The organism is Flavobacterium phycosphaerae (assembly GCF_010119235.1).
Lineage (GTDB): Bacteria > Bacteroidota > Bacteroidia > Flavobacteriales > Flavobacteriaceae > Flavobacterium > Flavobacterium phycosphaerae.
Map to the genome: position 1 here is coordinate 1,939,440 of NZ_JAAATZ010000001.1, position 24,307 is coordinate 1,963,746.

At 39.1% G+C, this 24,307-nt stretch carries 20 protein-coding genes; 4 read left to right on the forward strand and 16 right to left on the reverse strand.

The annotated features are described in order from the left end of the window. The first annotated feature begins 18 nt into the window (after positions 1–18). Positions 19–3,186 carry an efflux RND transporter permease subunit gene (locus GUU89_RS08530; protein WP_162127517.1) on the forward strand — a complete coding sequence of 1,056 codons (3,168 nt, stop codon included), beginning with the start codon at positions 19–21 and terminating at the stop codon, positions 3,184–3,186. Further along, complete coding sequence (locus tag GUU89_RS08535; protein WP_162127518.1) at positions 3,179–4,618, forward strand: TolC family protein; 1,440 nt, start codon at positions 3,179–3,181, stop codon at positions 4,616–4,618. The genes GUU89_RS08530 and GUU89_RS08535 overlap by 8 nt, the downstream gene beginning before the upstream one ends. A 108-nt stretch (positions 4,619–4,726) precedes the next feature. Here GUU89_RS08535 and GUU89_RS08540 read toward each other — a convergent pair whose 3' ends face one another. The 4 genes from GUU89_RS08540 to GUU89_RS08555 form a co-directional block, all read right to left on the reverse strand. After that, the gene (locus tag GUU89_RS08540; RefSeq protein WP_162127519.1) at positions 4,727–5,149 is read right to left on the reverse strand and encodes a DUF1801 domain-containing protein; all 423 of its coding nucleotides are present in this window, start codon (positions 5,147–5,149) and stop codon (positions 4,727–4,729) included. Positions 5,150–5,271: 122 nt separating this feature from the next. Next, complete coding sequence (mnmE, locus tag GUU89_RS08545) at positions 5,272–6,669, reverse strand: tRNA uridine-5-carboxymethylaminomethyl(34) synthesis GTPase MnmE (protein ID WP_162127520.1); 1,398 nt, start codon at positions 6,667–6,669, stop codon at positions 5,272–5,274. A gap of 48 nt (positions 6,670–6,717) precedes the next feature. Beyond that, positions 6,718–8,940 (reverse strand): redoxin family protein, encoded by a 2,223-nt coding sequence (locus tag GUU89_RS08550; protein ID WP_162127521.1) that lies wholly within the window; start codon positions 8,938–8,940, stop codon positions 6,718–6,720. Then, positions 8,930–9,856, reverse strand: coding sequence for an ABC transporter ATP-binding protein (locus tag GUU89_RS08555; RefSeq protein WP_162127522.1), 927 nt, complete (start codon positions 9,854–9,856; stop codon positions 8,930–8,932). The genes GUU89_RS08550 and GUU89_RS08555 overlap by 11 nt, the downstream gene beginning before the upstream one ends. Before the next feature lie 177 nt (positions 9,857–10,033). Here GUU89_RS08555 and GUU89_RS08560 point away from each other — a divergent pair, with 177 nt between their 5' ends. Then, entirely contained in the window at positions 10,034–10,867 is an 834-nt protein-coding gene (locus GUU89_RS08560; RefSeq protein ID WP_162127523.1) for a universal stress protein, read from the forward strand. A gap of 55 nt (positions 10,868–10,922) precedes the next feature. Here the strand turns inward: GUU89_RS08560 and dnaN are convergent, their stop codons facing one another. The 5 genes from dnaN to GUU89_RS08585 form a co-directional block, all read right to left on the reverse strand. Next, entirely contained in the window at positions 10,923–12,041 is a 1,119-nt protein-coding gene (gene dnaN / locus GUU89_RS08565; RefSeq protein ID WP_162127524.1) for a DNA polymerase III subunit beta, read from the reverse strand. A 144-nt stretch (positions 12,042–12,185) separates the two neighbouring features. After that, positions 12,186–13,877 carry a gliding motility-associated ABC transporter substrate-binding protein GldG gene (gene gldG, locus GUU89_RS08570; protein WP_162128654.1) on the reverse strand — a complete coding sequence of 564 codons (1,692 nt, stop codon included), beginning with the start codon at positions 13,875–13,877 and terminating at the stop codon, positions 12,186–12,188. Further along, positions 13,874–14,599, reverse strand: a complete 726-nt coding sequence (gldF, locus tag GUU89_RS08575) for a gliding motility-associated ABC transporter permease subunit GldF (protein WP_162127525.1) — start codon at positions 14,597–14,599, stop codon at positions 13,874–13,876. The genes gldG and gldF overlap by 4 nt, the downstream gene beginning before the upstream one ends. 17 nt (positions 14,600–14,616) lie before the next feature. Then, a complete protein-coding gene (locus GUU89_RS08580) occupies positions 14,617–14,913 on the reverse strand; it encodes a putative quinol monooxygenase (protein ID WP_162127526.1) in 297 nt (98 codons plus the stop codon). Positions 14,914–14,917: 4 nt separating this feature from the next. Further along, a complete protein-coding gene (locus GUU89_RS08585) occupies positions 14,918–15,742 on the reverse strand; it encodes an SAM hydrolase/SAM-dependent halogenase family protein (RefSeq protein WP_162127527.1) in 825 nt (274 codons plus the stop codon). 123 nt (positions 15,743–15,865) lie between these two features. Here GUU89_RS08585 and GUU89_RS08590 point away from each other — a divergent pair, with 123 nt between their 5' ends. Then, positions 15,866–16,816, forward strand: coding sequence for a PhoH family protein (locus GUU89_RS08590; protein WP_162127528.1), 951 nt, complete (start codon positions 15,866–15,868; stop codon positions 16,814–16,816). 67 nt (positions 16,817–16,883) lie between these two features. On the opposite strand, the gene GUU89_RS08595 is transcribed toward GUU89_RS08590, so the two are convergent. The 7 genes from GUU89_RS08595 to GUU89_RS08625 all read right to left on the reverse strand — a co-directional run bounded on the left by GUU89_RS08595 (position 16,884) and on the right by GUU89_RS08625 (position 24,304). Continuing rightward, on the reverse strand, positions 16,884–17,717 hold the full coding sequence (locus GUU89_RS08595) for an energy transducer TonB (protein ID WP_162127529.1): 834 nt from the start codon (positions 17,715–17,717) through the stop codon (positions 16,884–16,886). Positions 17,718–17,888: 171 nt separating this feature from the next. Continuing rightward, a complete protein-coding gene (locus tag GUU89_RS08600; RefSeq protein ID WP_162127530.1) occupies positions 17,889–18,440 on the reverse strand; it encodes an RNA polymerase sigma factor in 552 nt (183 codons plus the stop codon). Next, complete coding sequence (locus GUU89_RS08605; RefSeq protein ID WP_162127531.1) at positions 18,431–19,537, reverse strand: glycosyltransferase; 1,107 nt, start codon at positions 19,535–19,537, stop codon at positions 18,431–18,433. Before GUU89_RS08605 ends, GUU89_RS08600 begins: the two co-directional genes overlap by 10 nt. 148 nt (positions 19,538–19,685) lie before the next feature. After that, positions 19,686–20,237 (reverse strand): FMN-binding negative transcriptional regulator, encoded by a 552-nt coding sequence (locus GUU89_RS08610; RefSeq protein WP_317163872.1) that lies wholly within the window; start codon positions 20,235–20,237, stop codon positions 19,686–19,688. A 95-nt stretch (positions 20,238–20,332) separates the two neighbouring features. Then, complete coding sequence (murB, locus tag GUU89_RS08615) at positions 20,333–21,346, reverse strand: UDP-N-acetylmuramate dehydrogenase (RefSeq protein WP_162127532.1); 1,014 nt, start codon at positions 21,344–21,346, stop codon at positions 20,333–20,335. 40 nt (positions 21,347–21,386) lie between these two features. Continuing rightward, positions 21,387–23,234 carry an asparagine synthase (glutamine-hydrolyzing) gene (gene asnB, locus GUU89_RS08620; protein WP_162127533.1) on the reverse strand — a complete coding sequence of 616 codons (1,848 nt, stop codon included), beginning with the start codon at positions 23,232–23,234 and terminating at the stop codon, positions 21,387–21,389. 2 nt (positions 23,235–23,236) lie between these two features. After that, positions 23,237–24,304 (reverse strand): glycosyltransferase, encoded by a 1,068-nt coding sequence (locus tag GUU89_RS08625; protein ID WP_162127534.1) that lies wholly within the window; start codon positions 24,302–24,304, stop codon positions 23,237–23,239. Positions 24,305–24,307: the final 3 nt, after the last annotated feature.

The following is a 24,307-nucleotide window of genomic DNA, read 5'->3' on the forward strand; positions in this document are numbered from 1 at the left end:
CTAAATCAAAAAAAGACAATGTTTAGCAGATTCATACAACGACCGGTATTATCTATAGTAATATCGCTCATCATAGTATTTCTTGGGGCACTGGCGCTTATCTCGCTGCCGGTTACGCAATTCCCAAGTATATCGCCTCCCAAAGTAAACGTAACCGTTGAATACCCGGGAGCCAATAACGAATTAATGATTAAATCGGCCATCCTACCGCTTGAAAGAGCGTTGAATGGAGTACCCGGTATGAAATATATGGCGTCCGATGCCGGTAATGACGGAGAAGGAACCATTCAAATTGTGTTCAATTTAGGAACCGACCCTAACCAAGCTTCACTTAACGTACAAAACCGTGTAGCTTCGGTAGTAAATAAATTGCCGCCTTTGGTAGTGCGTGAAGGAGTAAAGATTACGCGTGAGGAATCCAATATGTTGATGTACATTAATTTGTACAGTACAGATAAAAACACCGACCAAAAATTCCTGTTCAACTTTGCCGATATCAATATTCTTTCAGAATTAAAAAGAGTTGACGGAGTTGGGGTTGCCGATATCTTAGGAAACCGCGAATATGCCATGCGTATTTGGTTAAAACCCGACAGAATGTTGGCTTATAAAATCTCAGCCGATGAGGTAATGGAAGCGTTGGCACAACAAAGTTTAGAAGCTTCACCGGGAAAAACCGGAGAGAGTTCCGGAAAACGTTCACAAGCTTTTGAATATGTTTTGAAATATTCAGGAAGATATACCACTAAAGAACAATACGAAAATATTATCCTGAGATCTAGTGCCGATGGCGAAATGCTGCGCCTGAAAGATGTTGCCAATGTTGAGTTTGGTAGCTCGATGTATGATATTTATTCGAACTTGAACGGAAAACCATCAGCGGCTATCGTATTAAAACAATCTTACGGTAGTAATGCCAGTCAGGTAATCAAAGATGTAAAAGCCAAACTGAAAGAAATCAAAGCCAGCTCGTTCCCTAAAGGAATGGATTATGAAATCAGTTATGACGTTTCTAAATTCTTAGATGCTTCTATCGAAAAAGTAATTCACACGCTAATTGAAGCCTTTATCTTGGTAGGATTAGTGGTGTTCTTATTCCTTGGCGATTGGCGCTCAACCTTAATTCCGGCTATTGCAGTTCCCGTGTCGCTTATCGGTACCTTTATCTTCATGCAATATTTTGGTATTACCTTAAACTTAATCACCTTGTTTGCATTAGTATTGGCCATTGGTATTGTGGTAGATAATGCGATAGTCGTCATCGAGGCGGTCCATGCTAAGATGGAAACCAAGCACCTCTCGGCACGTAAAGCCACCAAAGAAGCAATGCATGAAGTAAGCGGAGCTATTATTGCTATCACTTTTGTAATGGCTGCGGTGTTTATTCCGGTGGCGTTCATGTCAGGACCGGTGGGTATTTTCTACCGACAGTTCTCTATTACGATGGCTACTTCAATTGTACTATCCGGTTTGATAGCCTTAACACTGACACCGGCGCTTTGTGCTATGATGCTCAAAAATACACACGGCCAACCTAAAAAGAAAACACCGGTTAACCGCATAGTAGAAGGATTTAACAACTGGTTTGGTGGTGTTTCTAATCGATACCGAAACTTATTGGTACGTATTGTAAACCGAAGAACTATTACATTCGGTATGTTGATTGGGTTCTGTATTGGGACTTACTTGTTGAGTAGCAGCGTGCCTTCCGGGTTTATCCCAAATGAGGATCAAGGAATGTTCTATGCGGTAATCCAAACCCCACCGGGATCTACTTTGGAACGAACCAATCAAATTTCTGAAAGGTTGCAAAAAATTGCCGAAGATATTCCCGGTGTACAATCGGTGTCGTCTTTGGCGGGATATGAAATCCTTACCGAAGGTACCGGAGCGAACTCAGGAACCTGTCTTATCAACCTGAAAAGTTGGGAAGACCGTTCACATTCTTGCCAGGAAATCATGAAAGAACTCGAAGAAAAGTCTAGAGATATTTCAGGTGCTACGACTGAATTCTTTCAACCACCGGCCGTACCGGGCTATGGAGCGGCTGGAGGGTTCGAACTCCGATTGTTAGATAAAACCGGAACGGGTGACTACAAGAAGATGGAAGCGGTGAGTAATGACTTTGTGAAAGAACTGAATAAGCGTCCGGAATTGTCTTCGGTGTTTACTTTCTTTAGCGCCAGTTTCCCGCAATACATGCTGAATATTGATAATGATTTGGCTCAACAAAAAGGAGTCACTATCGAAAATGCGACGAATACATTGTCAACACTTATCGGTAGTAATTACGAAATCAGTTTTATCAAGTACGGACGTCAGTATAAAGTAATGGTGCAGGCTGCTCCCGAGTATCGTGCATTGCCTGAGGATATTTTGAAGTTGTATGTAAAAAACAATCGTGACGAAATGGTACCCTTCTCTGCTTTTATGAAAATGGATAAAGTATACGGATTGTCGGAGATTACAAGACAAAATATGTACACTGCATCAGAAATCAGCGGACAATCGGCCAATGGGTACAGTAGTGGAGAAGCTATTAACACCATTAATGAAGTAGCCGCAAAATCGCTTCCGCGTGGGTATGCCATCGACTGGGCAGGTATTTCTAAAGATGAGGTGGCGCGTGGTAACGAGGCTATTTATATTTTCTTGATTTGTTTGGGATTTGTTTACTTAATTCTGGCCGCTCAATACGAAAGCTTTATACTCCCGTTTGTGGTAATTCTTTCCCTGGTAGTGGGTGTCTTCGGAGCGTTCTTATTCCTGAAATTATTTGGGTTGGAAAACAACATCTATGCTCAGGTAGCCATGGTAATGCTTATCGGATTGTTGGGTAAAAATGCCGTTTTAATTGTAGAGTTTGCGGCTCAAAAACATTCCCAAGGCGAATCAGTGCTTGATGCCGCTATCGAAGGTTCTGCGGTTCGTTTCCGTCCTATCTTGATGACTTCTTTTGCTTTCATTGCCGGATTGATTCCGCTGGTGTTTGCCTCAGGACCCGGTGCTGTCGGGAACCGTACTATTGGTTCAGCTTCAGCCGGAGGAATGTTGCTCGGAACTGTATTTGGAGTATTGCTGATACCGGGATTGTATTATGTATTTGGTCGCATATCCGAAAAAACCAAGTTTGTCAAAAAAGAAGACGAAAATCCATTAACCGAAGAAATAGAAAACAATGTATAAATTCAAAATCTATCAATATCTTATCCCGCTGGGCCTTTGCCTAGCGGTGGTAAGTTGTAAAACACCAGCGATAACGCCATCCCAAGCGACGGCAGCTGTACCCGATTCCTTTGGGGCTATTGCTGCAAAAGATACCACCAATATGGCCACACTACCGTGGAAAACGTATTTCAAAGATCCTAATTTGGTAGCTTTAATTGATACTGCTATAAAGAACAATCAGGAGGTAATGATTACGTTGCAGGAAATTGAAATTGCTAAAAACGACATCCGCTTACGAAAAGGAGCTTTGTTGCCTACCGTAGGGGTGAAAGCCGGAACCGGAGTGGAAAAAGTAGGACGCTATACCAGCCAAGGAGCCGGAGATGCTTCAACCGAAATTGAACCGGGTAAAGAAATGCCCGACCCATTAACCGATATTACTTTAGCAGCCTATGCCAACTGGGAAGTTGATGTTTGGAAAAAACTTCACAATGCCAAGAAAGCTGCTGTAAGTCGGTATTTGTCTACTATTGAAGGGAAGAACTTTGTGTTGACCAACTTAGTGGCTGAGGTAGCCGATTCGTATTACGAGTTGTTGGCTTTAGACAGTCAGTTGGCCATCATCAGACAAAATATTCAATTGCAAACTAATGCTTTGGAGGTGGTAAAAGTGCAAAAAGAAGCCGCTCGTGCTACCGAATTGGCCGTGCAAAAATTCCAAGCCGAAGTATTGGCCTCACAGAGTATGGAGTTTGAAACCTTGCAAAAAATTAAAGAAACGGAAAACAAAATCAACTACTTGTTAGGACGTTATCCGCAGGAAATTAAAAGAGACAACAGCGACTTCTTAAGTTTGTTGCCTTCAGAGGTGAAATCAGGGATTCCTTCGCAATTGTTGGCCAATCGTCCGGATGTGAAACAAGCTGAAATGGAATTGGCAGCGGCTAAGTTGGATGTAAAAGTGGCGCGTGCCGAGTTTTATCCGTCTTTAGGAATTTCGGCTTCGTATGGGTTGCAGGCTTTTAAAGCATCGTATTTGTTTAAGACACCCGAGTCGGTATTGTACTCGTTGGCCGGTGATATTGCGGCACCTTTAATTAACCGAAATGCCATTAAAGCAGAATTTGCCAGTGCCAATGCCCGACAACTTCAGGCGTTGTATAATTACGACCGTACCATTTTGAATGCTTATGTTGAAGTGTCTAATCAGCTTTCTAACATCAGTAACTTGGATAAAAGTTATGCCTTGAAAGCAAAACAAGTTGAGGCTTTAAACCGCTCAATTGAAGTGGCCAATGATTTATTCCGCTCAGCCCGTGCCGATTACTTTGAAGTGTTGATGACACAACGCGATGCCCTCGAATCAAAATTGGAGTTAATTGAAACCAAAAAAGCACAGCTCAATGCTGCTGTTCACGTTTACCGCGACTTAGGTGGCGGATGGAAATAATTTAATTTGGGTTAAATTATGATTAGTTGAAAAGAGTCGCTCAGCAATGAGCGGCTTTTTTTTGTGCATTCTAAAGAGTTACAATTTTACCGGCTAGGCGAGGAGGTCTTAGGTTGCTTCACTTCCGTAGCGTATGGCGGCTTCAAGCACCTCAAGGTTTATATCTTTCAGCGCTTTAAACTTAATGCAATACCCGCTCACACTGGCTTTGCCCAGTTGCTTTCCGAAAGTTTGAGCCAAATAGTTTTTGTCTTCAAGACCAATTATATAAACCGAGATTCCGGTAGTGTTGGCACTGAGGCCTATTTTATAAAATGCTCTGGTTTTTCCACCGGCATAGTGTAGGGTTTGCTGTCCGTAGCCAATATTGGGATTGGAAACCGTTTTACCATTATCATCTTTACCATCCAAAAACCATACTTGGCAGTTTGGCATTAGTTTCAAGATGAGGTGATGCAGGGTTTGCATATCGCCCCGTTTGGGTTCGGACTGACTGTTGAGGTAGGTCTCAATTTGTTCTTGTACATTCATATCAACTAATTAGGGTACATACTTTAGTGACATTATTATCACCAAAAGACGTCTAAAGATAGTAAAAATTTGAACTGGGTAGGTTACCGACCAGGTAATACAAAACCGCCGGTGTTGGTAAGTTATTTCCCGATACAAAAGTTGGCAAAAATGTTACCCAGTAACTCATCGTTGGTCACTTCTCCGGTAATTTCGCCAAAGTAATACAAGGCTTGTTTGATGTCGATAGCCATTAAGTCAGATGACAGGTTGCTGTCTAGTCCGAAGCGTACTTTTTGTATTTCTTCCAAGGCTTTTAACAACGAATCATAATGGCGGGTGTTGGTTACTATGGTTTCGTTATTGCGCAAGGCTCCGGTATTTACAAAGGAAAGGAGTTGGTTTTTTAACTCGTCAATCCCTCTTTTTTCTTTGGCCGAGAGCAATAAGATGTTGGGGATATTGGTTTTCAAATTGGTTACTTGAGCTTCCGATAATTTATCGGCTTTGTTGCCAAGTACCACTAAAGTTTTCAAAGGGAACTGGTTTTTTATTTTTTCCAATTCTACTTGCACTTCTTTCAGGTTTTCATTGTCTAAAGCCAGTTGTGAGCTGTCAATCAGGTAAATAATGACCTGTGCTTGTTCAATTTTTTCAAAAGTTTTTTTGATACCAATGCTTTCTACCACGTCTTTGGTTTCGCGGATGCCGGCAGTATCTATAAAACGAAAACCAATGCCGTTGATGACCAACTCGTCTTCAATGGTATCTCTGGTTGTTCCGGCAATTTCTGAAACTATGGCGCGTTCTTCGTTAAGTAATGCATTGAGCAAAGTAGATTTTCCCACATTGGGCTCGCCCACAATAGCTACGGGAATTCCGTTTTTAATGACGTTACCCACGGCAAAAGAATCAATCAATCGTTTTAAAACAAATTCAATGCGGCTAAGCAGTTCCCTAAATTGGGTGCGGTCAGCAAACTCAACATCTTCTTCGGCAAAGTCTAATTCTAATTCTATTAGGGAAGCAAAATTCAATAGTTCTTCTCTGAGTTTGGCAATTTCATTACTAAAACCACCGCGCATTTGCTGCATGGCAATCTGGTGACTGGCCTCGTTATCCGAAGCAATCAAGTCGGCCACAGCTTCGGCTTGCGACAAATCGAGTTTGCCGTTTAAGAAAGCTCTTAAGGTAAATTCACCGGCTTGAGCCATACGACAGCCTTTGCGCAACAACAACTGTATGATTTGTTGCTGAATGTAGGCCGACCCGTGGCATGAAATTTCAATCACATCTTCTCCGGTATACGAATGCGGATTTTTGAAAACAGACACCAGCACTTGGTCATACACTTTGCCGTCTTCAACTATGTGCCCTAAGTGAATGGTATGCGTTTTTTGTTTGCTGATGGCCTTTCCTGAAACCGATTGAAAAACCTGTTCGGCTATAGGCAAAGCAGCTACCCCCGAAATTCGAATGACCGCAATGGCACCGGCACCCGAAGGTGAGGCTAGTGCCACGATAGTTTCCTGTGAAATCATTTGTTACGCATTTGGGGCAAAGATACTAAATCTATAAAAGCTATTTTGCTATTCTTCTTCGGGCAAATGCATGGCTTTTCGCAACAATAATTCAAACGAAGCTTCTGCCGGAAACGGTAGATTAGCATTCACAAAATTGCCGTTCGGGTCAATAAGGATAAACCTTGGAATGGTTATTACATTATAGGCTTTGCTAAATCCGTCTAAATCATTGGCATGCCATTGCAACACCGATTTAGATTTGCTTTGCGCCGCGATGTACCATTTTTGAATGTTTTCATCGGTACTGAGTGCTACAAATTGGATTTTCTCTTTTTTGTATTTCAAAGCAAATTTTTCAAAGTAAGGCGATTGCTGTTTGCAAGGCCCGCACCAAGTTGCCCAAACATCAATAAGGACAAATTTTCCTTTTAAGTTAGCCAGTGCTGTCGGTTTGCCGTCAAGACTTGTAGCTTCAAAAGCCGGTGCCTGTTTGCCTTTGCCTAAACTTTCGGCAATTTTATTGATGTTGTTAATTTTTCTTTGGTAACGCTCACTGCTGAATTGCCCGATATACTTGGCTACAAACTGATTTCGTTCCTCGCTGGTTGAGGCTTCTTCGATGCTTTTATTCATTTGCCAAAAAAGCATTTTGTCTTTAAACGAGCCTTTCTTCATCTGGGCTATAGCCAAAATAGATTTGGTGTTATCGTCAATTTCCTGTTTGTTGTTGGCAATCAATTGGCTGGTCAGGTAAGCAAAATACTCTTGGGTGCTCAGCAAACTTTCATCGGTTAATGATAGCTTGGCTTTGATTTCTTTGATAGAGGCTCCTTCCGGTGTGCTTTGATTAGGATATAAAGCAGCTCTTTTTTTCAAAAATTCATTCCACATATTCAAATACCGCGTGGTGATTAACTTTTGGTTTCTTTCGGTATAGTCGTTTTTCGCAATATAGTTGTCAACGGTTTTGAACTTGCCTGAAGCCTGCATTTCTTCTTTCCAATCTTTATACAACGCATTGATGATGATTTCGGGTTTGTCAAGATTTACATTTTCTTCTAAGTAATAAGAAACCATGCTCCAACTTGGTTTTTCTCCATTGCCCATTTGGTTTTCGGCCAGTCGGGTGCCTTTTAGGGTAAAATCAGATTTTGGCCCATAAATTTTTCCTTCCAGATAAATACTGTCATTGGTTCCGAAAAACACATTGCCATTGTATTTCTGATCGATAATAAAACTGTAGTTATCGGTAATGATTTTTTTGTCGAATACATAATGAAACGCATTGTCTTTGACCGGAATACTGGCAATAGTATCCTGAACGGTGTTGTCAACAATATAAACGGTCTTCATTTTTTCTTTGCTGTCAATCTTGCCGCAAAACACAGTTTTTTCATAATTAGGCATTTGATTCGGTCGCAGTAACCAAAATGTTAGTCCACCAAAAACCAGCACCACAGCAACTAAGCTTAGTATTTTAGACTTGTTGTTAAAAGCCCAACGCAACGATTTAAAACGATACCATTGAAAGCCAATGTAGAGCAAGACAATACTGATGGTGATGCCCACATAGTCGGAAAAAGTGAACCAATAACCTAAGTCACTGCCTTTAGGATTTGCTGCTATTTTGGACAGAATTTCATAAGGATACCAAGCGGGTACTAAATCAAACGGAGCCAAGAAAGCAGTTAACAGCAATCCGAAAAAACCAATGACAATTGACCAAATAAAGCTCGGAATCAAAACTGATATGACAAACTGCACCACGGTAATCAATAACGAAGCCACAAAAAGACGGGCAATGAGATGAATGACTCCGGTAAAGGGGAATTCCATTATGGCCATTTTAGGAATGGTGACAATAAAACTCAATAGCCAAGCACCCAATAAAGAAACCGCCATAAACAACAGTATCGAAATTAGATTGGCGATTAGTATGGTAGTGAACTTGGAGAAATAAATTGAAAACTTATAGGTAGGTTGCGTTTCCATCAACTGCCAGCCGCCATTTTTATGGTCTAACTGGGTAATGCGACTCACTATAATAATAATCAGTAACGGGAAAAAGAAATCGGCAAACGGCAGTAAGCAGTTCTCTATAAACTTCAGGTAAAAGTTAGTGGGGATTTCTGTTTTTATTTCGTCAGTAGTTGTAACTATCGTAACAATGCAGAACAACAAAGGAGAAATGATTCCTAAAATAGCGCTGGTCCAGTAAAATCCGGTGCCTCTTTTTTTGATGTGTTCGGCTTTTAGCGCGGTGATAAAGTGGCTGATATTATTTTTCATCGGTATGTTTTTCATCGGTTATAGTCATGAACCATTCTTCTAATCCGTCTAGAATCTTGACTTCATATACGGTGGCATTTTGGGAGATTAAGGTTTTAATAAACTCCGGAATTTGGTCTTTGTTACCAATATCCAAGGTGAGTTGGTTTTGAGCAATCAGATTTACATTTTTGTATTGCGTGTTAAGTGTTGCTTGCCATTTTGGGGCATCGTCAACGGTAACCTGAATTTTACACATACTCGCTGCTTTAGAAAGTTCCTGCATGGTTCCTTCAAAACGCAGTTTGCCTTTACTGATAATGCCCACGTGGGTACACATTTTTTCTATTTCGCTGAGTAAATGGCTCGATACAAAAATAGTCACGCCCTTTTCCTGATTGAGTTTGATGAGCAGTTTTCGGATATCGATAATCCCATTAGGGTCTAGGCCGTTTACGGGTTCGTCAAGCAACAGCAATTCGGGTTCACTAAGCAAGGCCATGGCTATCGCAAGACGTTGTTTCATCCCCAAGGAATATTGTTTGGCTTTGCGTTTACCGTCTCGGGCTAAGTCGACTAACGCCAGAGTTTCCATTACTTTTTCCTCGGGAATGTTGCGGAGTTTGGCAATGTATCTCAAATTGTCAATACCACTCAAATGCAGGTATAAAGCCGGCGATTCAACCAAAGAGCCAATTTTTGAAAATACTAACGGGAGTTGTTCCTGTAGAGGTTGGTTAAAGAGTTTTATGGCGTTGCCCTGTTCAGGGATGATTCCGGTGAGCAATCGCATGGTGGTTGATTTACCGGCGCCATTAGGTCCCAAAAAACCGTAGATAGAACCTTTGGGAACGTGGATGGAAATGTTTTCTAATACTTTTTTATACTTCGAATATTGAAAATTCAGTGCCTCTGTTTGGATTATATAGTCAGCCATGATTAGTGTTTAGTTTCGCTAAAGTAAGGAAAATAATATAGGAGTGTATTTAAAAAGGCAAAGAGTTATGGCGCATGGGTCAGATTAAATTTTAGTTAACTAAACCAAACTACCTGATAAATATCATTGAAAATGAGTACCTTTAATTGTAATTTTGAATTTGTTAAATCCTATTTTATGAAAAAGATACTCGTTCCTTTAGACTTCTCTGAAACTTCGGATAATGCGTTTGTATATGCGCTTGAATTGGCCAAACTGTTTAAAGCCGAATTGGTGTTGTTGCACACTTTTGATTTGCCCATTGTTGACAGTCAGTCGATGCCGATTAATTATGCCACGATTTACGATGCTATTGAGTTAACCAATTTTGAACATTTCAGAGATAAAATGCCAATCCTGAGAACGATGGCCGAAGCCCGAAATGCTGAGCATGTTGTGATGAATCATATCTTGATGGATGGTGATTTGGTGTTCAACATTAAAAAAGTAGTCAAACAAGAGCATGCTGATTTTGTAGTAATGGGAACCCGAGGAGCCACCGGTTGGCTTGATTCCTTCATCGGAACCAATACCAGCAGTGTGATTTCGGATGTGTCCGTACCGGTGTTGAGTGTTCCGCTTGGAGCAAAGTATACTAAAATAGAGACCATTGCCTTTACCACCCGTTTCCGTCAAAAAGACATTAAGGCCTTGGAAGACGTGGTGAAAATGGCAAAGAAACTGAAAGCCAAAGTGAAATGTTTGTATGTAAAAACGCCTTCTTCTGATGTTACGGATGAAACGGTAAAACGTTGGGAATCCCATTTTGAAGATGAGGATAGCAACCAGTTTTTTGTTCTGCCAAGCGAACACGTTAAAACGACCATCGAAGACTTCTTAGTGAATCAGCAAGTGGATATGCTGTCTATGTTGACGTACAAAAGAAACTTCTTTGTAGAACTGTTTACCACTACCACTACCCAAAAACTATCACAAAGTTTAAAAACACCCATCTTGGCCTTGCATGAATAAAAAAACCGCAATCTCTTTCGAAATTACGGTTTCTCGGTATAAAGGTTAGTTTATATTAGTTGTTCAACATTACCGGCATTACCAGCATGGTTACTGTTTCGCCTTCATCTAAACCATCAATTGGTGTTAGGATTCCGGCACGGTTTGGCATTGACATTTCCAACATAATCTCATCAGACTGCAGGTTGGTCAACATCTCAGATAAGAATCTGGAGTTGAATCCGATTTGCATGTCGTCGCCTTGGTAATCACAAGTCAAACGCTCTTCTGCTTTGTTTGAGTAATCAATATCTTCGGCAGAAATATTCAATTCGGCACCGGCAATTTTTAAGCGAATCTGGTGTGTAGTTTTGTTAGAGAAAATCGCAACACGACGAACAGAGTTCAATAACAACACTCGGTTAATCATCAATTTATTTGGATTTTCTTTCGGAATTACCGCTTCGTAATTTGGATATTTACCGTCAATCAAACGACAAGTCAATACATAACTGTCGAAAGAGAAAGTCGCATTAGAATCGTTATATTCAATAGTCACATCAGATTCAGATGCTCCTAAAATGCTTTTTAAGATGTTCAAAGGTTTCTTTGGCATGATGAAATCCGCTACTTGAGAGGCTTTTACATCAGCACGGGCATATTTCACTAATTTATGCGCATCGGTAGCTACAAATATCAATCCTTCCGGAGAGAATTGGAAAAACACTCCGCTCATTACCGGACGTAAATCGTCATTTCCGGCGGCAAAAATAGTTTTGCTGATAGCCGTGGCTAAAACTTCAGAAGGCACTATTGTAGAAGAAGGATCATCCAAACTTACTGATTTTGGGAATTCTTCTCCCGGAGCGTAAGCAATGGCATATTTCCCTGAATTCGAGCTAATTTCAATCGTACTGTTTTCTTCTACGGTAAAGGTTAGCGGTTGTTCTGGGAATGTTTTTAAAATATCTAATAACAATTTTGCCGGAACAGCCACACTGCCTTTGCTGGTGGAATCAATTTCTAAAGTAGCCGACATGGTAGTCTCTAAATCAGAAGCCGAAACCGTTAAGGTTTTGTTGTTTAATTCGAATAGGAAATTATCTAAAATAGGCAAAGTGTTACTGCTGTTAATAACGCTACCTAAGACTTGTAGTTGTTTTAATAAGTATGAACTCGATACAATGAATTTCATCTGAATTTTTTATTTTTTATATTGGAAGATGGAATGCCCATCCACTATCATTTAATGAGGCACCTCGCAGGAGGCATTTCATTTTAAATTATTTTTTACAAATATATCTTAAACTAATAGATTTCAAAAAGTTTTTTATCAACATTACTTGCTGTATTTACGCTTGCGCAAAATGGTAAATACGACGCCAAATACCAACAGAATAATAATTGGAACTGCTACAGTTACGACTTGCGACGAAGTGTAATTGGCATAGACTTTTTCTTTATCCAAAATCGGTAAATCTACTTCTTTGCTGCGAATGTTAATAAGTCCGTTGTCGTCCAGCAAATAATTCACGCAATTCATCATAAACTCTTTGTTGGCGTATAAATTATTGGTCCATTTGTCATAGCCCAATTCCAGCGGTTGAAAGTTTTTATCCAATTGATTTTTAATGATATCGCCATCCGAAACGACTATCATTTTATTGTCTTTACCAATGCTTTTCCAGGTTGAATCTTTGAAAGGAAGCACTCGGTTTTCATACATCGAATGAAACTGACCTTCCAATAAAACGGCTACCGGAAAATTACCCGTTCCGGTGAAATCTTTTTGTTCCGGTCGTTCTGATACCATTTTTAAATTGATTTCCGAAGGCGTCCCGATAAGTTTGGAATATGGAGACGACTGCAATAAAACGGTCTTCTTAATATCGTTTTTCAAAGGTTCAATCGGACTGGTAAATTCAAATTTGATACCGTCAAGGTTACTCACTATCGGATGTTTAGTGCCCTGTGAAGGATAAATCAGTGGCGAAAAAAACCACGGATATTGTGTGTATTGTGTGGCACTTCCTTGCTCGCCGGTTGCTAAAGCTATTGGAGTGGCCATGATGTCTTTTATCAAATCAGGACGCAAACGAATGCCGTATTTGAAGAACATATCGGTCAAGCCTAAATCTCTTGGAAAAGCCAAATTGGAACCGTTTTGGTTGTACAAACTGTCCATTTCCATATTGACTTGATCCACCAGCCAAAGTGTTTTTCCGCCATTGACAATAAATTGGTCTAAGACTTCTTTTTCTTCATCGGTAAAGGCTTCTGTTGGTTTGGCAATAACGGCTAAATCGTATTTCTTCAAGTATTTTAAACTCTCCGTCGGGTTTTTGGCAACCGAGTCTAAAGTAAAGGTTCCGATGTAATAATTATCACGGACGGATTTTACAAAGTCGGCAATCAGGATGTCGTGCAATTCGCCATTGCCTTTGATTACGGCTACTTTCTTTTGTTTGGTTTTGGCTATAGTATTGATGGCATTGGCAAAAGCATATTCTAAATGTTGTACTGAGCTTACCACTTTTTCAGCCGTTGACGCACCCATCATGTTTTTCAACAAAGGCACTTTTACCGAACGATTGCCACACGTAGCCACTGCCCATGGGAAAACCATTTCTTGGGTTTGCTGGCCTTTGTCATTAACTGTAACGTTAACCGGAGTCATCCCACGGTCAACAAAAGATTGCATGGTTTTGTCTTTTTGTTCTTCGTCTTCCAGCGGATTGACAAATTGGAAAATGATATTGGGGTTTTCAGCTTTGAATTCTTCTAACAATTGCTGTGTTTCCGTTTGTAGTTTTTTGAATTCACCCGGAAATTCCCCTTCCAAGAAAACATCAATATAAAGCGGTTCTTTGACTTCGCTTACAATGGTTAGGGAGGTTTGCGAAAGCGTATATCTTTTATCGGCCGTAAGGTCAAAACGTTTAAAAACAAAATGTCCGGCCAAGTTCAGCACCACAATTAAAGCAACGGTGGTCAGTATTTTTTTGAAGTTATTTTTTGGCGCGCTCATTATGATTTCAAAGATTTTAATTTAAACACAGTAAACGATAAAAACAAGAAAGCCACACTCACAAAATACAATACATCGCGAGTATCTAAAACGCCGCGTGACATGCTTTTGAAATGATAATCCATCCCGATGCGGGCAATGGTGTCTTCAAAACCTTTGATGTAAATGGAAGCTCCTTCAAAGCCATAGTAAAATACAAAGCACAAAAATACCGAAAGCAAGAAAGCTACAATCTGATTTTCGGAAAGCGTTGAAGTGAAAATTCCGATGGCGGTATAAGCAGCGATTAAAAACAACAGCCCAAAGTAAGACCCCATAGTGCTACCCATGTCGATATTTCCTTCGGGCATGCCTAAACCGTAAATGACATACACATAGACTAGGGTAGGAAGTAAGGCTAATACAATTAATAGGAATGAACCTAGGAATTTTCCGTTTACAATTTGCCAAATCGATAAGGGTTTGGTTAACAAAAGTTCAATTGTACCTTGTTTTTTCTCATCAGAAAAACTGCGCATCGTCACAGCCGGTATGAGGAAAATCAATATCCATGGTGCCAAAGTGAAGAACGGACTTAAATCGGCAAACCCGCTTTGCAATATATTGTACTCACCATCAAAAACCCAAAGGAACAAGCCGTTGAGCAATAGGAAAATAGCAATCACCAAATACCCAATGGGCGAACCAAAAAAGGATTTTATTTCTCGTAATGCGATTGATTTCATAATCTATAATTAATAATTTAAGGTAGTGAAACTACTTTATCCACACTCCATGCCTCGGGTTTGTCGTTGAATAGTTTTTTAGTGAAAGTCCATACATCATCAAACAAAGCCGATGTTCTGTAATTTTCTAGGTCCTGTTCGGTTTCCCAAAAGCTGTACGTAAAGAAAATGCACGGATTGTTTTTATCCTGATACAATTCTAAAAAACGATTGCCATTGGCACCGCGTATCTTTTCTTTCATCACGTCAAAATTTTCCAAAAACTTTGGAATGTGTTCTTCGTGAAAACTCATTTTAACTATTCTGACAAACATCTTTCTAATTTTTAAACTCAATGGTAACACCATCTCTATAACTCAATCCCAATAAGGAAGAAGCGGAACCCACTGTTTCGGGATTGCTTCTGAAAATGGCAATTTCCAAAAAGCCCGCCTCGTTGAATATCGCCAACTTTTCGCCTTCATAATACTTCAATGGGTATTTTTCAGAAATTCCTATATCCGAATATTTCGGTAAGATGGTTTTGATGGTTTGATTTTTAAATTTGATTTCATACGGACGGCCTTTGCCCATTTCTAAAAACAACTTCTTGGAAATATTGGTCACGGCATTGCCCAAATGGTCGCTATAAATGACATACCCTTTAATTTGGTTGTCTTGCGCTACGGCCTGTAATTCGGTGACTTCTTTTATGGTTTTGATTTCTTTGCCAATGACATTCAGCAATCCTCCTTTGGCTAAATGGCAGGCTACTTTTACAAACACATCCAAATCGGTAGCATCATTTGGCAATCGGTCGTGAATATTGATGGCTACTAATTTTTGCGGCATTATCTTTTGAATCAACATGCTCAGAATGCCGTTATCTGCACAAATAAAGTACTGATCGTTCCATTGCATGGCCACGTGCTGGTTTTCTGTGTTCAATTCGATATCCACACCAATTAAGTGCACGGTACCTTTTGGAAAACTATTGTAAGCGGCTCCGATGATGTAAGCAGCTTCAGCTACATTGAACGGATCAATATGATGGGAAATATCAATAATGGCAGCTTCGCGAAACTCCGATAGTAATTTACCTTTCAAAGCCCCGACAAAGTGGTCTTTTACTCCGTAATCGGTCGTTAAGGTGATTATTGACATAGATTGTTTATAACTTGGTTGAAATAGGAATCTGAAATTGTAAAACCTATTCTTTTATTTGATTAAATTTGGATACAAAGCTAATTTATTTTAGCGAATTTTTTTAATTTAATACTACTGCTTTTGAACGAACGTATCATTGAATTACACGACATCGCACCCAAAGAATTTTGGGGCGCTCAAGATGCCCATCTTGAAACTATTAAAAGATATTACCCTAAACTCAAAATCGTAGCCCGAGGCACCACACTTAAAGCCTTCGGAGAGAAAGAAGAGTTAGATGAGTTCGAAAATCGCTTCAATCGTTTGATGTTACATTTTACCCGTTACAACAACATTGATGACAACGTAATTGACCGTGTGATACAAAGCAATTCGCACGAAGAGCAACGTATGCCGGATCATGACAAAATTTTGGTACACGGCCTTGGTGGTAAACTCATCAAAGCGATGACGCCTAACCAGCAAAAACTGGTGGATTATGTAGCCAAAAACGATATGGTATTTGCTGTCGGCCCGGCAGGAACCGGTAAGACTTATACCGGTGTGGCATTGGCGGTAAAAGCACTGAAAGAAAAGCAGGTAAAACGTATTATTTTAACAAGACCGGCTGTAGAAGCAGGGGAGAACCTGGGATTCTTACCGGGCGATATGAAAGAAAAACTTGACCCGTATATGCAACCTTTATACGATGCTTTGCGCGATATGATTCCGCCACAAACTTTGGAAGATTATATACTGAAAGGTATCATTCAAATTGCACCTTTGGCTTTCATGCGTGGAAGAACACTAGATCACGCGTTTGTGATTTTAGATGAAGCGCAAAATACTACGCATTCGCAAATGAAAATGTTTTTGACGCGTATGGGTAAAAATGCCAAGTTCATCATTACCGGTGATCCGGGGCAGGTAGATTTACCACGTCGCACCATTTCCGGATTGAAAGAAGCGTTGTTGGTATTAAAAGACATTGAAGGTATCGGAATTATTTATTTGGATGACAAAGATATTGTTCGTCACCGCTTAGTGAAAAAAGTAATTGATGCGTATAAGAGCATTGAAAATAATGATTAAAACAAAATTAAAACCCTGTCAAGTTTCAAGTTGACAGGGTTTCTTTTTATAATTAACCTTTTTTGAATTACAAATTAACTCTGATAGGCTGCACATATAAGGTCCGTACTTTTTCGCCGTCTTTAAAGCCGGGAGCCCATTTTGTTTTTAAGGATTTTAAAACTTTCACTGCGGCTTTTTCCAACTCTTTGTCGGTGCTACGTAAAACTTTAATGTCTGTCATGCTACCGTCTTTTTCAATTACGAACGAAACTATTGCAGTAACAGAACCCACATTTTCATCAATTTCAGGTTTGTCAATGTTGTCACCAATATATTTGTGAAGGGCTTTGATGCCACCCGGAAATTCAGGAAGTCTGTCCAGTTCGTTCGTAGTGTTTACGGTATTGCTTTTTTTCTCCCCGCTATCTGTTCCTCCAAACTTGGTGCCGGTGTCAACGGTTGTGGAAACCACAGATCCTGTTGTATTCGTGCCATTCGGATTCGGATTGTCAGTGAGATCGTTTTTCGGTTCGCTGTTTTTTTTCACCTCATCCGGATTGTTATTTGCTTTAACAATGATTGGGTTTTTTAATTCTTTTTTTTCAATTTTTTGAGTTGGTTTTTTCGTGTTGGGTATAATGATGTCCTTCTTTGGGCTATCATTTTTAGGTGGATGAATTTCTGATAATTTAATAATGATTCCTTTATCTGTTACAGAGGGAGCAAGCGGTTTTTCTCCAAATGAAGTGAGAAATAAGCCTAAGCCAATAGTAGTTAAGAAAAATAAAGCGCCACTAAGTAAAGCTAAGAGAGATGTTTTTGAATTTTCCTGACGCAATTGGTAAGCGCCATAAGCTTTGTTTTTGTCTTCAAAAACCAGATCAATCCAGTTTTTGTCATAGATACTAACGTTTGACATGATAAAAATTGTTTTAGAGTTAAGTATCTGTATTACATAAGAGAGTGAGTTTAATTATATAACGCAGCAAACGTCAAAATAGTATGGTCACTGTTAACTATTTTAATTTTAGATAACAATTTCAGATAAAAGGTTGGAAAGTCTTAATTAAAATACTAAAAAAAAGGAGAATTAATTTTTGCTTTCGATGATTTCGGCCAACAGTTTTTTGGCGCGAAGCAATTTGATTTTAACGTTGCTCAAAGGTTCACCAAGTTGTTCAGCTATTTCCTGATAACTCATTTCCTGAAAATAACGCAGTTGAATGACTTCCTGATAATGAGGTTTTAATTCTTTTATGAATTGGAGCAAACGCGATAAGTTTTGTTCGGTAATCAATTCGTCTTCGGCAGAGGGCGAACTGTCGGCTACATTATAAGCCTGTTGGTCTTCTTCATCAGTGATTTCGACAAAAAGGGTTGATTTTTTTTTACGAAGCAAGTCGATATGTACATTTTTGGCAATGGCAATCAACCAAGTATTGAACTGAAATTCCGGATTGTAAGTGGTAATTTTATCAAAAGCTTTAGAGAACGTTTCGATGGTGATGTCTTCCGAATCGGTTTCATTTTCGGTGCGTTTGAGCATAAAGCCATACACTTCGTTCCAATAATGGTCGAGCAAAAAAGTAAAGGCTACTTGATCTCCTTTCTTGGCTTTTTCTATGTAGTTGTTTATTTCCAATGTACCGGTTTTGAAAAGGTATTCGTGATGAATACATTTAATTGAGTGAAAATCAAAATGATTTCAATAATCGGAAACCAATACATTACGTCTTTTTCTTTTAGTTTACCAGCAGCAAAGCCCATCGTAAGCCAAGCAAAAATGTAGCGAAAACCAATAATGCTCACCACAGCAATCCATTGAAATTGAAAAGCTAATAGCACAATTGGCAACAAAAGAAATAATAATTGTGACGCATAAAACAGCCCCAATTGGTTTCGGTCAAAAAGTTTGTAATGTTTGGCCGTTGAAACGTGACGGCGCTTTTGAGTAAACCAATCTTTAAATGTTGTTTTAGGTTCTGAGTAAGTAAAACTCTCCGGCAAATAGCAAATCGTTGTATTGTCACCGGTTGCGGCTTGATTGATAAACAAATCATCATCTCCGGAACGGATTTTCATATGATCCATAAACCCTCTTACCTTGAAAAATTCATCACGACGGTAAGCCATATTACGACCAACGCCCATGTAAGGTTTGCCCATTTTAGCCCAAGCAAAATATTGAGTAGCCGTTAATAAAGTTTCAAAACGAATGATTTTGTTCAGGAAGGAATTGGCTATTTTATCATAAGCACCATAACCCAAAATAATGTTTTTGTTCATCGCAAACTGTGAACTCATACTCGAAATCCAATCTTTGGAAACCGGATGGCAGTCGGCATCGGTAAATAACAAATAATCGTATTTGGCGGCTTTTATACCAAGGGTCAAAGCAAATTTTTTATTCCCCCAAAACGCTTCATTGTTTTCCACTTTTACCAATTTTACATTGGCATATTGTTTTTCAAATTCTTCAAAAATTTCTAACGTATTATCGCTTGAAGCATCGTCAATCAAAACGATTTCAAAAGTAGCATAGTCTTGTTCGGCTAATAACGGCACATACTTTTTTACATTTTCTTCTTCGTTTTTGGCACAAACAATTACAGAAATCGGGATTCTTTTAGGTGTAGCTACTTGCGGTTTAGCAAATGAAAATTTACCAAAAACGACAATATAATACAAGAATTGAACAACAACAACGGCAATGAATAAACAGAAAATTGATAATAACATAGTGCTTTTTCGTCTTTTAAAAAGGTCTGCAAATGTACAAAATCAATTATGAATTATGAGTTATGAGTTGTGAATTTTTACTGGAGTTATTGCCTGTTTTTTTTCATAGCCTCTGCAACGGCAATTGCTTGATTGTCATTGGTTTTTTCTAATTCGGAAATGATATTTTTATAGTTTTTATCATCTCTGTTTTGGGATAATTTTTTTGCGCTTCTATTGAAGTGATTTCAATTTCAAAAGCAATAATGCCACGGGCTTCGCGCATGGTTTTTTCGGATAACTTTTCCACTCGGACCGGGTTTTCTGAGTTGGCTTCGTATTTATCGACTAATTTTTTAAGCGAATTTACGGCTTGTTCATGCGTGTAGATTTTTACGTTTCCATACACATGAACCGCTAGATAATTCCAAGTAGGCACATTTTCATGGTCATACCAGGAAGAAGAAATATAAGAGTGTGCTCCCGAAAAAATAGCCAAAACAGAATCATCAGCTTTAAAACTTTCGCCTTGCGGATTTAGTTTGGAAATGTGCCCAACTAAAACTTGCTTTCCATCGGCATTAACATCCAAAACCAGTGGAATGTGTGTTGCCCATAATTTTCCATCTGTTTGATTTACCAAAATGGCAAAACCGTTCTGATGAATGAAGTTTTGAATGTCTTCCTGATTTTCGTTTTTGTATAATTCGGGGATGTACATTTTTAGGGATAAGTTAAAAGAGATAAGGGATAAGGGATAAGTTTTGATATAGTGATTAGAGACTTATCCCTTTTTCCTAATCCCTTATTACTATTTTAAATCACATTCACTTCAGCTTCAATGGTGATACCGAATTCTTTTAAAATGGCTGCCTGTATATCTTTGGAAACCTTTAAAATTTCCTGTCCGGTGGCGTTGCCGTAATTCACTAAAACCAGCGCTTGATTTTTATGAATTCCCGCGTCACCAAAACGTTTGCCTTTGAAACCAGCTTGTTCAATCAACCAGCCTGCCGGAACTTTAACTTCTGTTTCGGATACTATGTAATGGGGTATTTCAGGATGCAAAGCGTGAACTTTTTCAAAATCAGTTTTTGAAATAATTGGATTTTTGAAAAAACTACCGCTGTTGCCCAGCTCTTTCGGATCGGGTAATTTACTTTGTCTGATGGCAATCACCGCGTTGCTGACGTCTTTCAATGTTGGCGTGACTACGTTTTGTTTTTCTAATTCCTTGGTAATGTCACCGTAAGAAGTATTGATTTTATGATTACGCTTCGTCAATTTAAAAACTACGGAAGTAATAACAAATTGGTCTTTAGCTTCGTGTTTGAAAACGCTTTCACGGTACCCAAAATGACACGCTTCTTTACTGAAGGTTTTCATTTCCTGAGTCGTAATTTGCATGGCTTCACAAGACACGAATGTATCTTTAATTTCGGTGCCATAAGCTCCTATGTTTTGTACCGGTGTGGTGCCAACATTGCCCGGTATCAGTGACATGTTTTCTAATCCGCCAAAGTTTTGATCTATTGTCCACAATACAAACTCATGCCAATTTTCACCTGCCATGCTTTCTACCCAAACAAAATCATCGTCTTCTTTAAGCACTTTTTTGCCTTTTAAATCGACGTGGATGACCAAAGCGTTAATGTCTTGTGTGAGTAACATATTGCTGCCGCCACCCAAAATGAATTTTTTCTCGTTTAGATTTTGCTGTAAAACCGTTTTCAGTTCTTCAACCGAATGCACCGCTACAAATTGTCTGGCTTTGGCTTCAATGCCGAAAGTGTTGTGTTTTTTTAATGAAAAATTATCTTGGATTGTCATGATAAACGAAATTGAGCTTCACAAAAGTAAGGCAAAGATTTTAAACGAATTTCTTAAAATAGTTTTTATACCAAACGTGCAGCATGAAAATAGGCATGATATAAGGCATCAACTTTGAATTTCCTTGACGCAATTCGGCTACTAATTTTTTGCCATCCAGATTTTCTAAAAAGGACATTTCAAAAATCGGACTTATTGCAAAGGCATCAAGTTCTTCTTTAAAGGCGGGGTATTCGGTTAAATAAGTATACCAAGGAGCACTCAAACCTATTTTTCTGAAATTGATAATTTCTTCAGGAAGTTTATTTCTCATGGTATCTTTGAGAATGAATTTTCCTTTTTTCCCGGTAAAAAACCATTTGTCATCCAAAGTTCCTAAACCGGCAATTAATCGGTGATCTAAAAAGGGTTCCCGACATTCAATAGAAGTTCCCATAGTACAACGGTCGTTTCGGTCAAGTAACGAACACATATAAGTATGTTGGTCAAAATACAACGCCTGACGCTGCGGGTTGTTGGGATATAATGTTTTGGCTTCTGCTAAAATTTTGTGTCGATAGATGTTATAAGGCATTTCGGTTTTACCATAAAATTGCTGAATATCTTCCGGATAGACATTGGAACCATTAAAAATAACTAGATCGTCCACATTATCAATTTGTGAATAGCGGAACAATTTGTCAAATCTTGGTTTTTTGTTGAACCGCTCCATTAAACTCAGTCCCGAAACTACTTTTAGCAATGATGGATTTTTCAAAGCTTTGTAGCGCACATAACCGCCCATTAACTCGTCGGCACCTTCGCCCGAAAGCAATACTTTTACTTTGGGTTTGGCCGTTTTAGAAACAGCTAAAAGATGAGGTTCATTAAGGTGCATCAAGGGTTCATCTTGGTAATAGGTAGATTCCATCATGTTCAAAAACAGCGATTCGTTGTTTAATCGGGTTTGATGAAAATTATAATGATAAGCTTCTGTAATATTTTTGGCTAAAAATGATTCATCATGCTCTTCTTCCGAAAAGCCGATATTGAAAGTATTGATGTTTTTAAAATCCTGATAATATAAGGAGGATAGGATAGAGCAAGAGTCCAGTCCGCCACTCAAAAGCACACCAACCGGAACGTCGCTAACCATGCGAAGTTTTACTGATTCGAAGAAGGTTTCTTCAAACCATTCTTTTGGTTTTTGAATAGTGGGATGATTTTCAATTTCCGATTGTAAACTCCACCATTTGGTATTGGTGGTGTAGCCATCGTTTTCGAGCACCATATAATGTCCGGGCAATACTTTCTTCACTCGGTTGTACAAGGTATTTTCGCCTCCTACAAATCGGTTAAAAAAATACTCATCCATACCATTTTCCGAAATTTCTAACGGAACACCGGCGGTAAACAAGGCTTTTTGTTCGGAAGCAAAATAAATGGAGTTTTCGTAAAATGCATAATACAAAGGTTTTACACCCATTCTATCGCGTGCCAAAATCAATTTCTTTTCCAAAGTATCCCAAATGGCAAAAGCAAACATCCCATGGAGTCGTTTCAGGAAATCCATGCCGTAATGCTCAAAAAGATGCAACAAAACTTCGGTGTCTGAACCGGTTTTAATGACTATGCCTTTGTTTTTTAATTCAGGATAAAAAGATTTGTAGTTGTAGATTTCACCATTAAAAACCAGAGCATAACGCTTGTTTTCGGAGATAAAAGGTTGATGACCCGCAGCACTGGTATCAATAATAGATAAGCGTCGGTGGCCCAAGCCAATATTGTCCTGAATGAAATATCCGGCATCATCCGGACCCCGATGTTCCAAGGCATCCCGCATTTTCAATAGTTGCTTTTCGTCAACTTTAGTATGGTTAAATTTTAAAATGCCGTTAATGCCACACATGGTTATTTTGCACTTGTTTTTTTAGTTATTAATTGGTGATAGGTTTCCGCAATTGCTTTCATGTTGATAGCGTAATTGGCATTTTCTTCTATAAATTTTCTGTTTCTATTTACGACTGTTTTTCTCCAAAGGTTTCTTTCAAAAGCATATTGTAGCTCTTCAGCCAAAAGTTTAAATTTTCCATTCGGAATCAAAATACCGTTTTCCCCATTTCGAATCCAACTGCGGTTACCCGGTAAATCGGTCACAATTGGAAAACAACCACTGGCCATAGCTTCAAACAAGGAAGCCGAAACGCCTTCGGTTGCCGGCATACTGATATAAAAATTGGAATCTTGGAGTAAAACCGCCACTTCATTATTAGGTGTTCGACCTTTAAAAACGACCTCGTTCTCAATATTTAAATCGATAGCAAGTTTTTCGAGTGATTTCCGCATGCTTCCGTCACCAATAATGGTTAAGCGAAACGGGATGTTTTTCTTTTTCAGAATGGCAAACGCTTTTAGGATTTTGTTGTGTTTGTATTCGGGTTCCAAGGCGCGGGTTACAATGGCCTCAATGGATGTTTTGTCCTGATTGTCTTTGAATTTAAAATGTTCCAGATTAATTCCTTTGGGCATTACCATGACTTTAGCCATATCAACCTTGCTTTTTTCCATATGATCCGCCATTACTTTTCCCCAGGCGTGAATTAAATCGGCCTTTCTAAAAGCATAATCTTGCAGCATTTTTTTAAAAATATACAAAGGGGAATTGTGTGGCCAGAGATCAGTGATTCCTTGCTGAGCAATTGCTACCGGTTTGATACCGGTTAGGGCTGCTAAAAAACCATAACTAGTTGTTCGTTCAGCAATGACCATATCGGGCTTGAATGTTTTGGCAATTCTCCGAATGGTAAAAAAGGCCATCAAAAGTTCCATTAATCGACTTACTCTGCTAAAACCTACACTACTTTTTTGCAGTTCCCAAGTGACAATTTCGAAATCGCCATACTCCTTGAGACCATTCATCCAAGTGATGGCGTCAGCTCTATAGGTTTCTCCCAGAAACAGTATTCTTTTTTTGGTCATTAG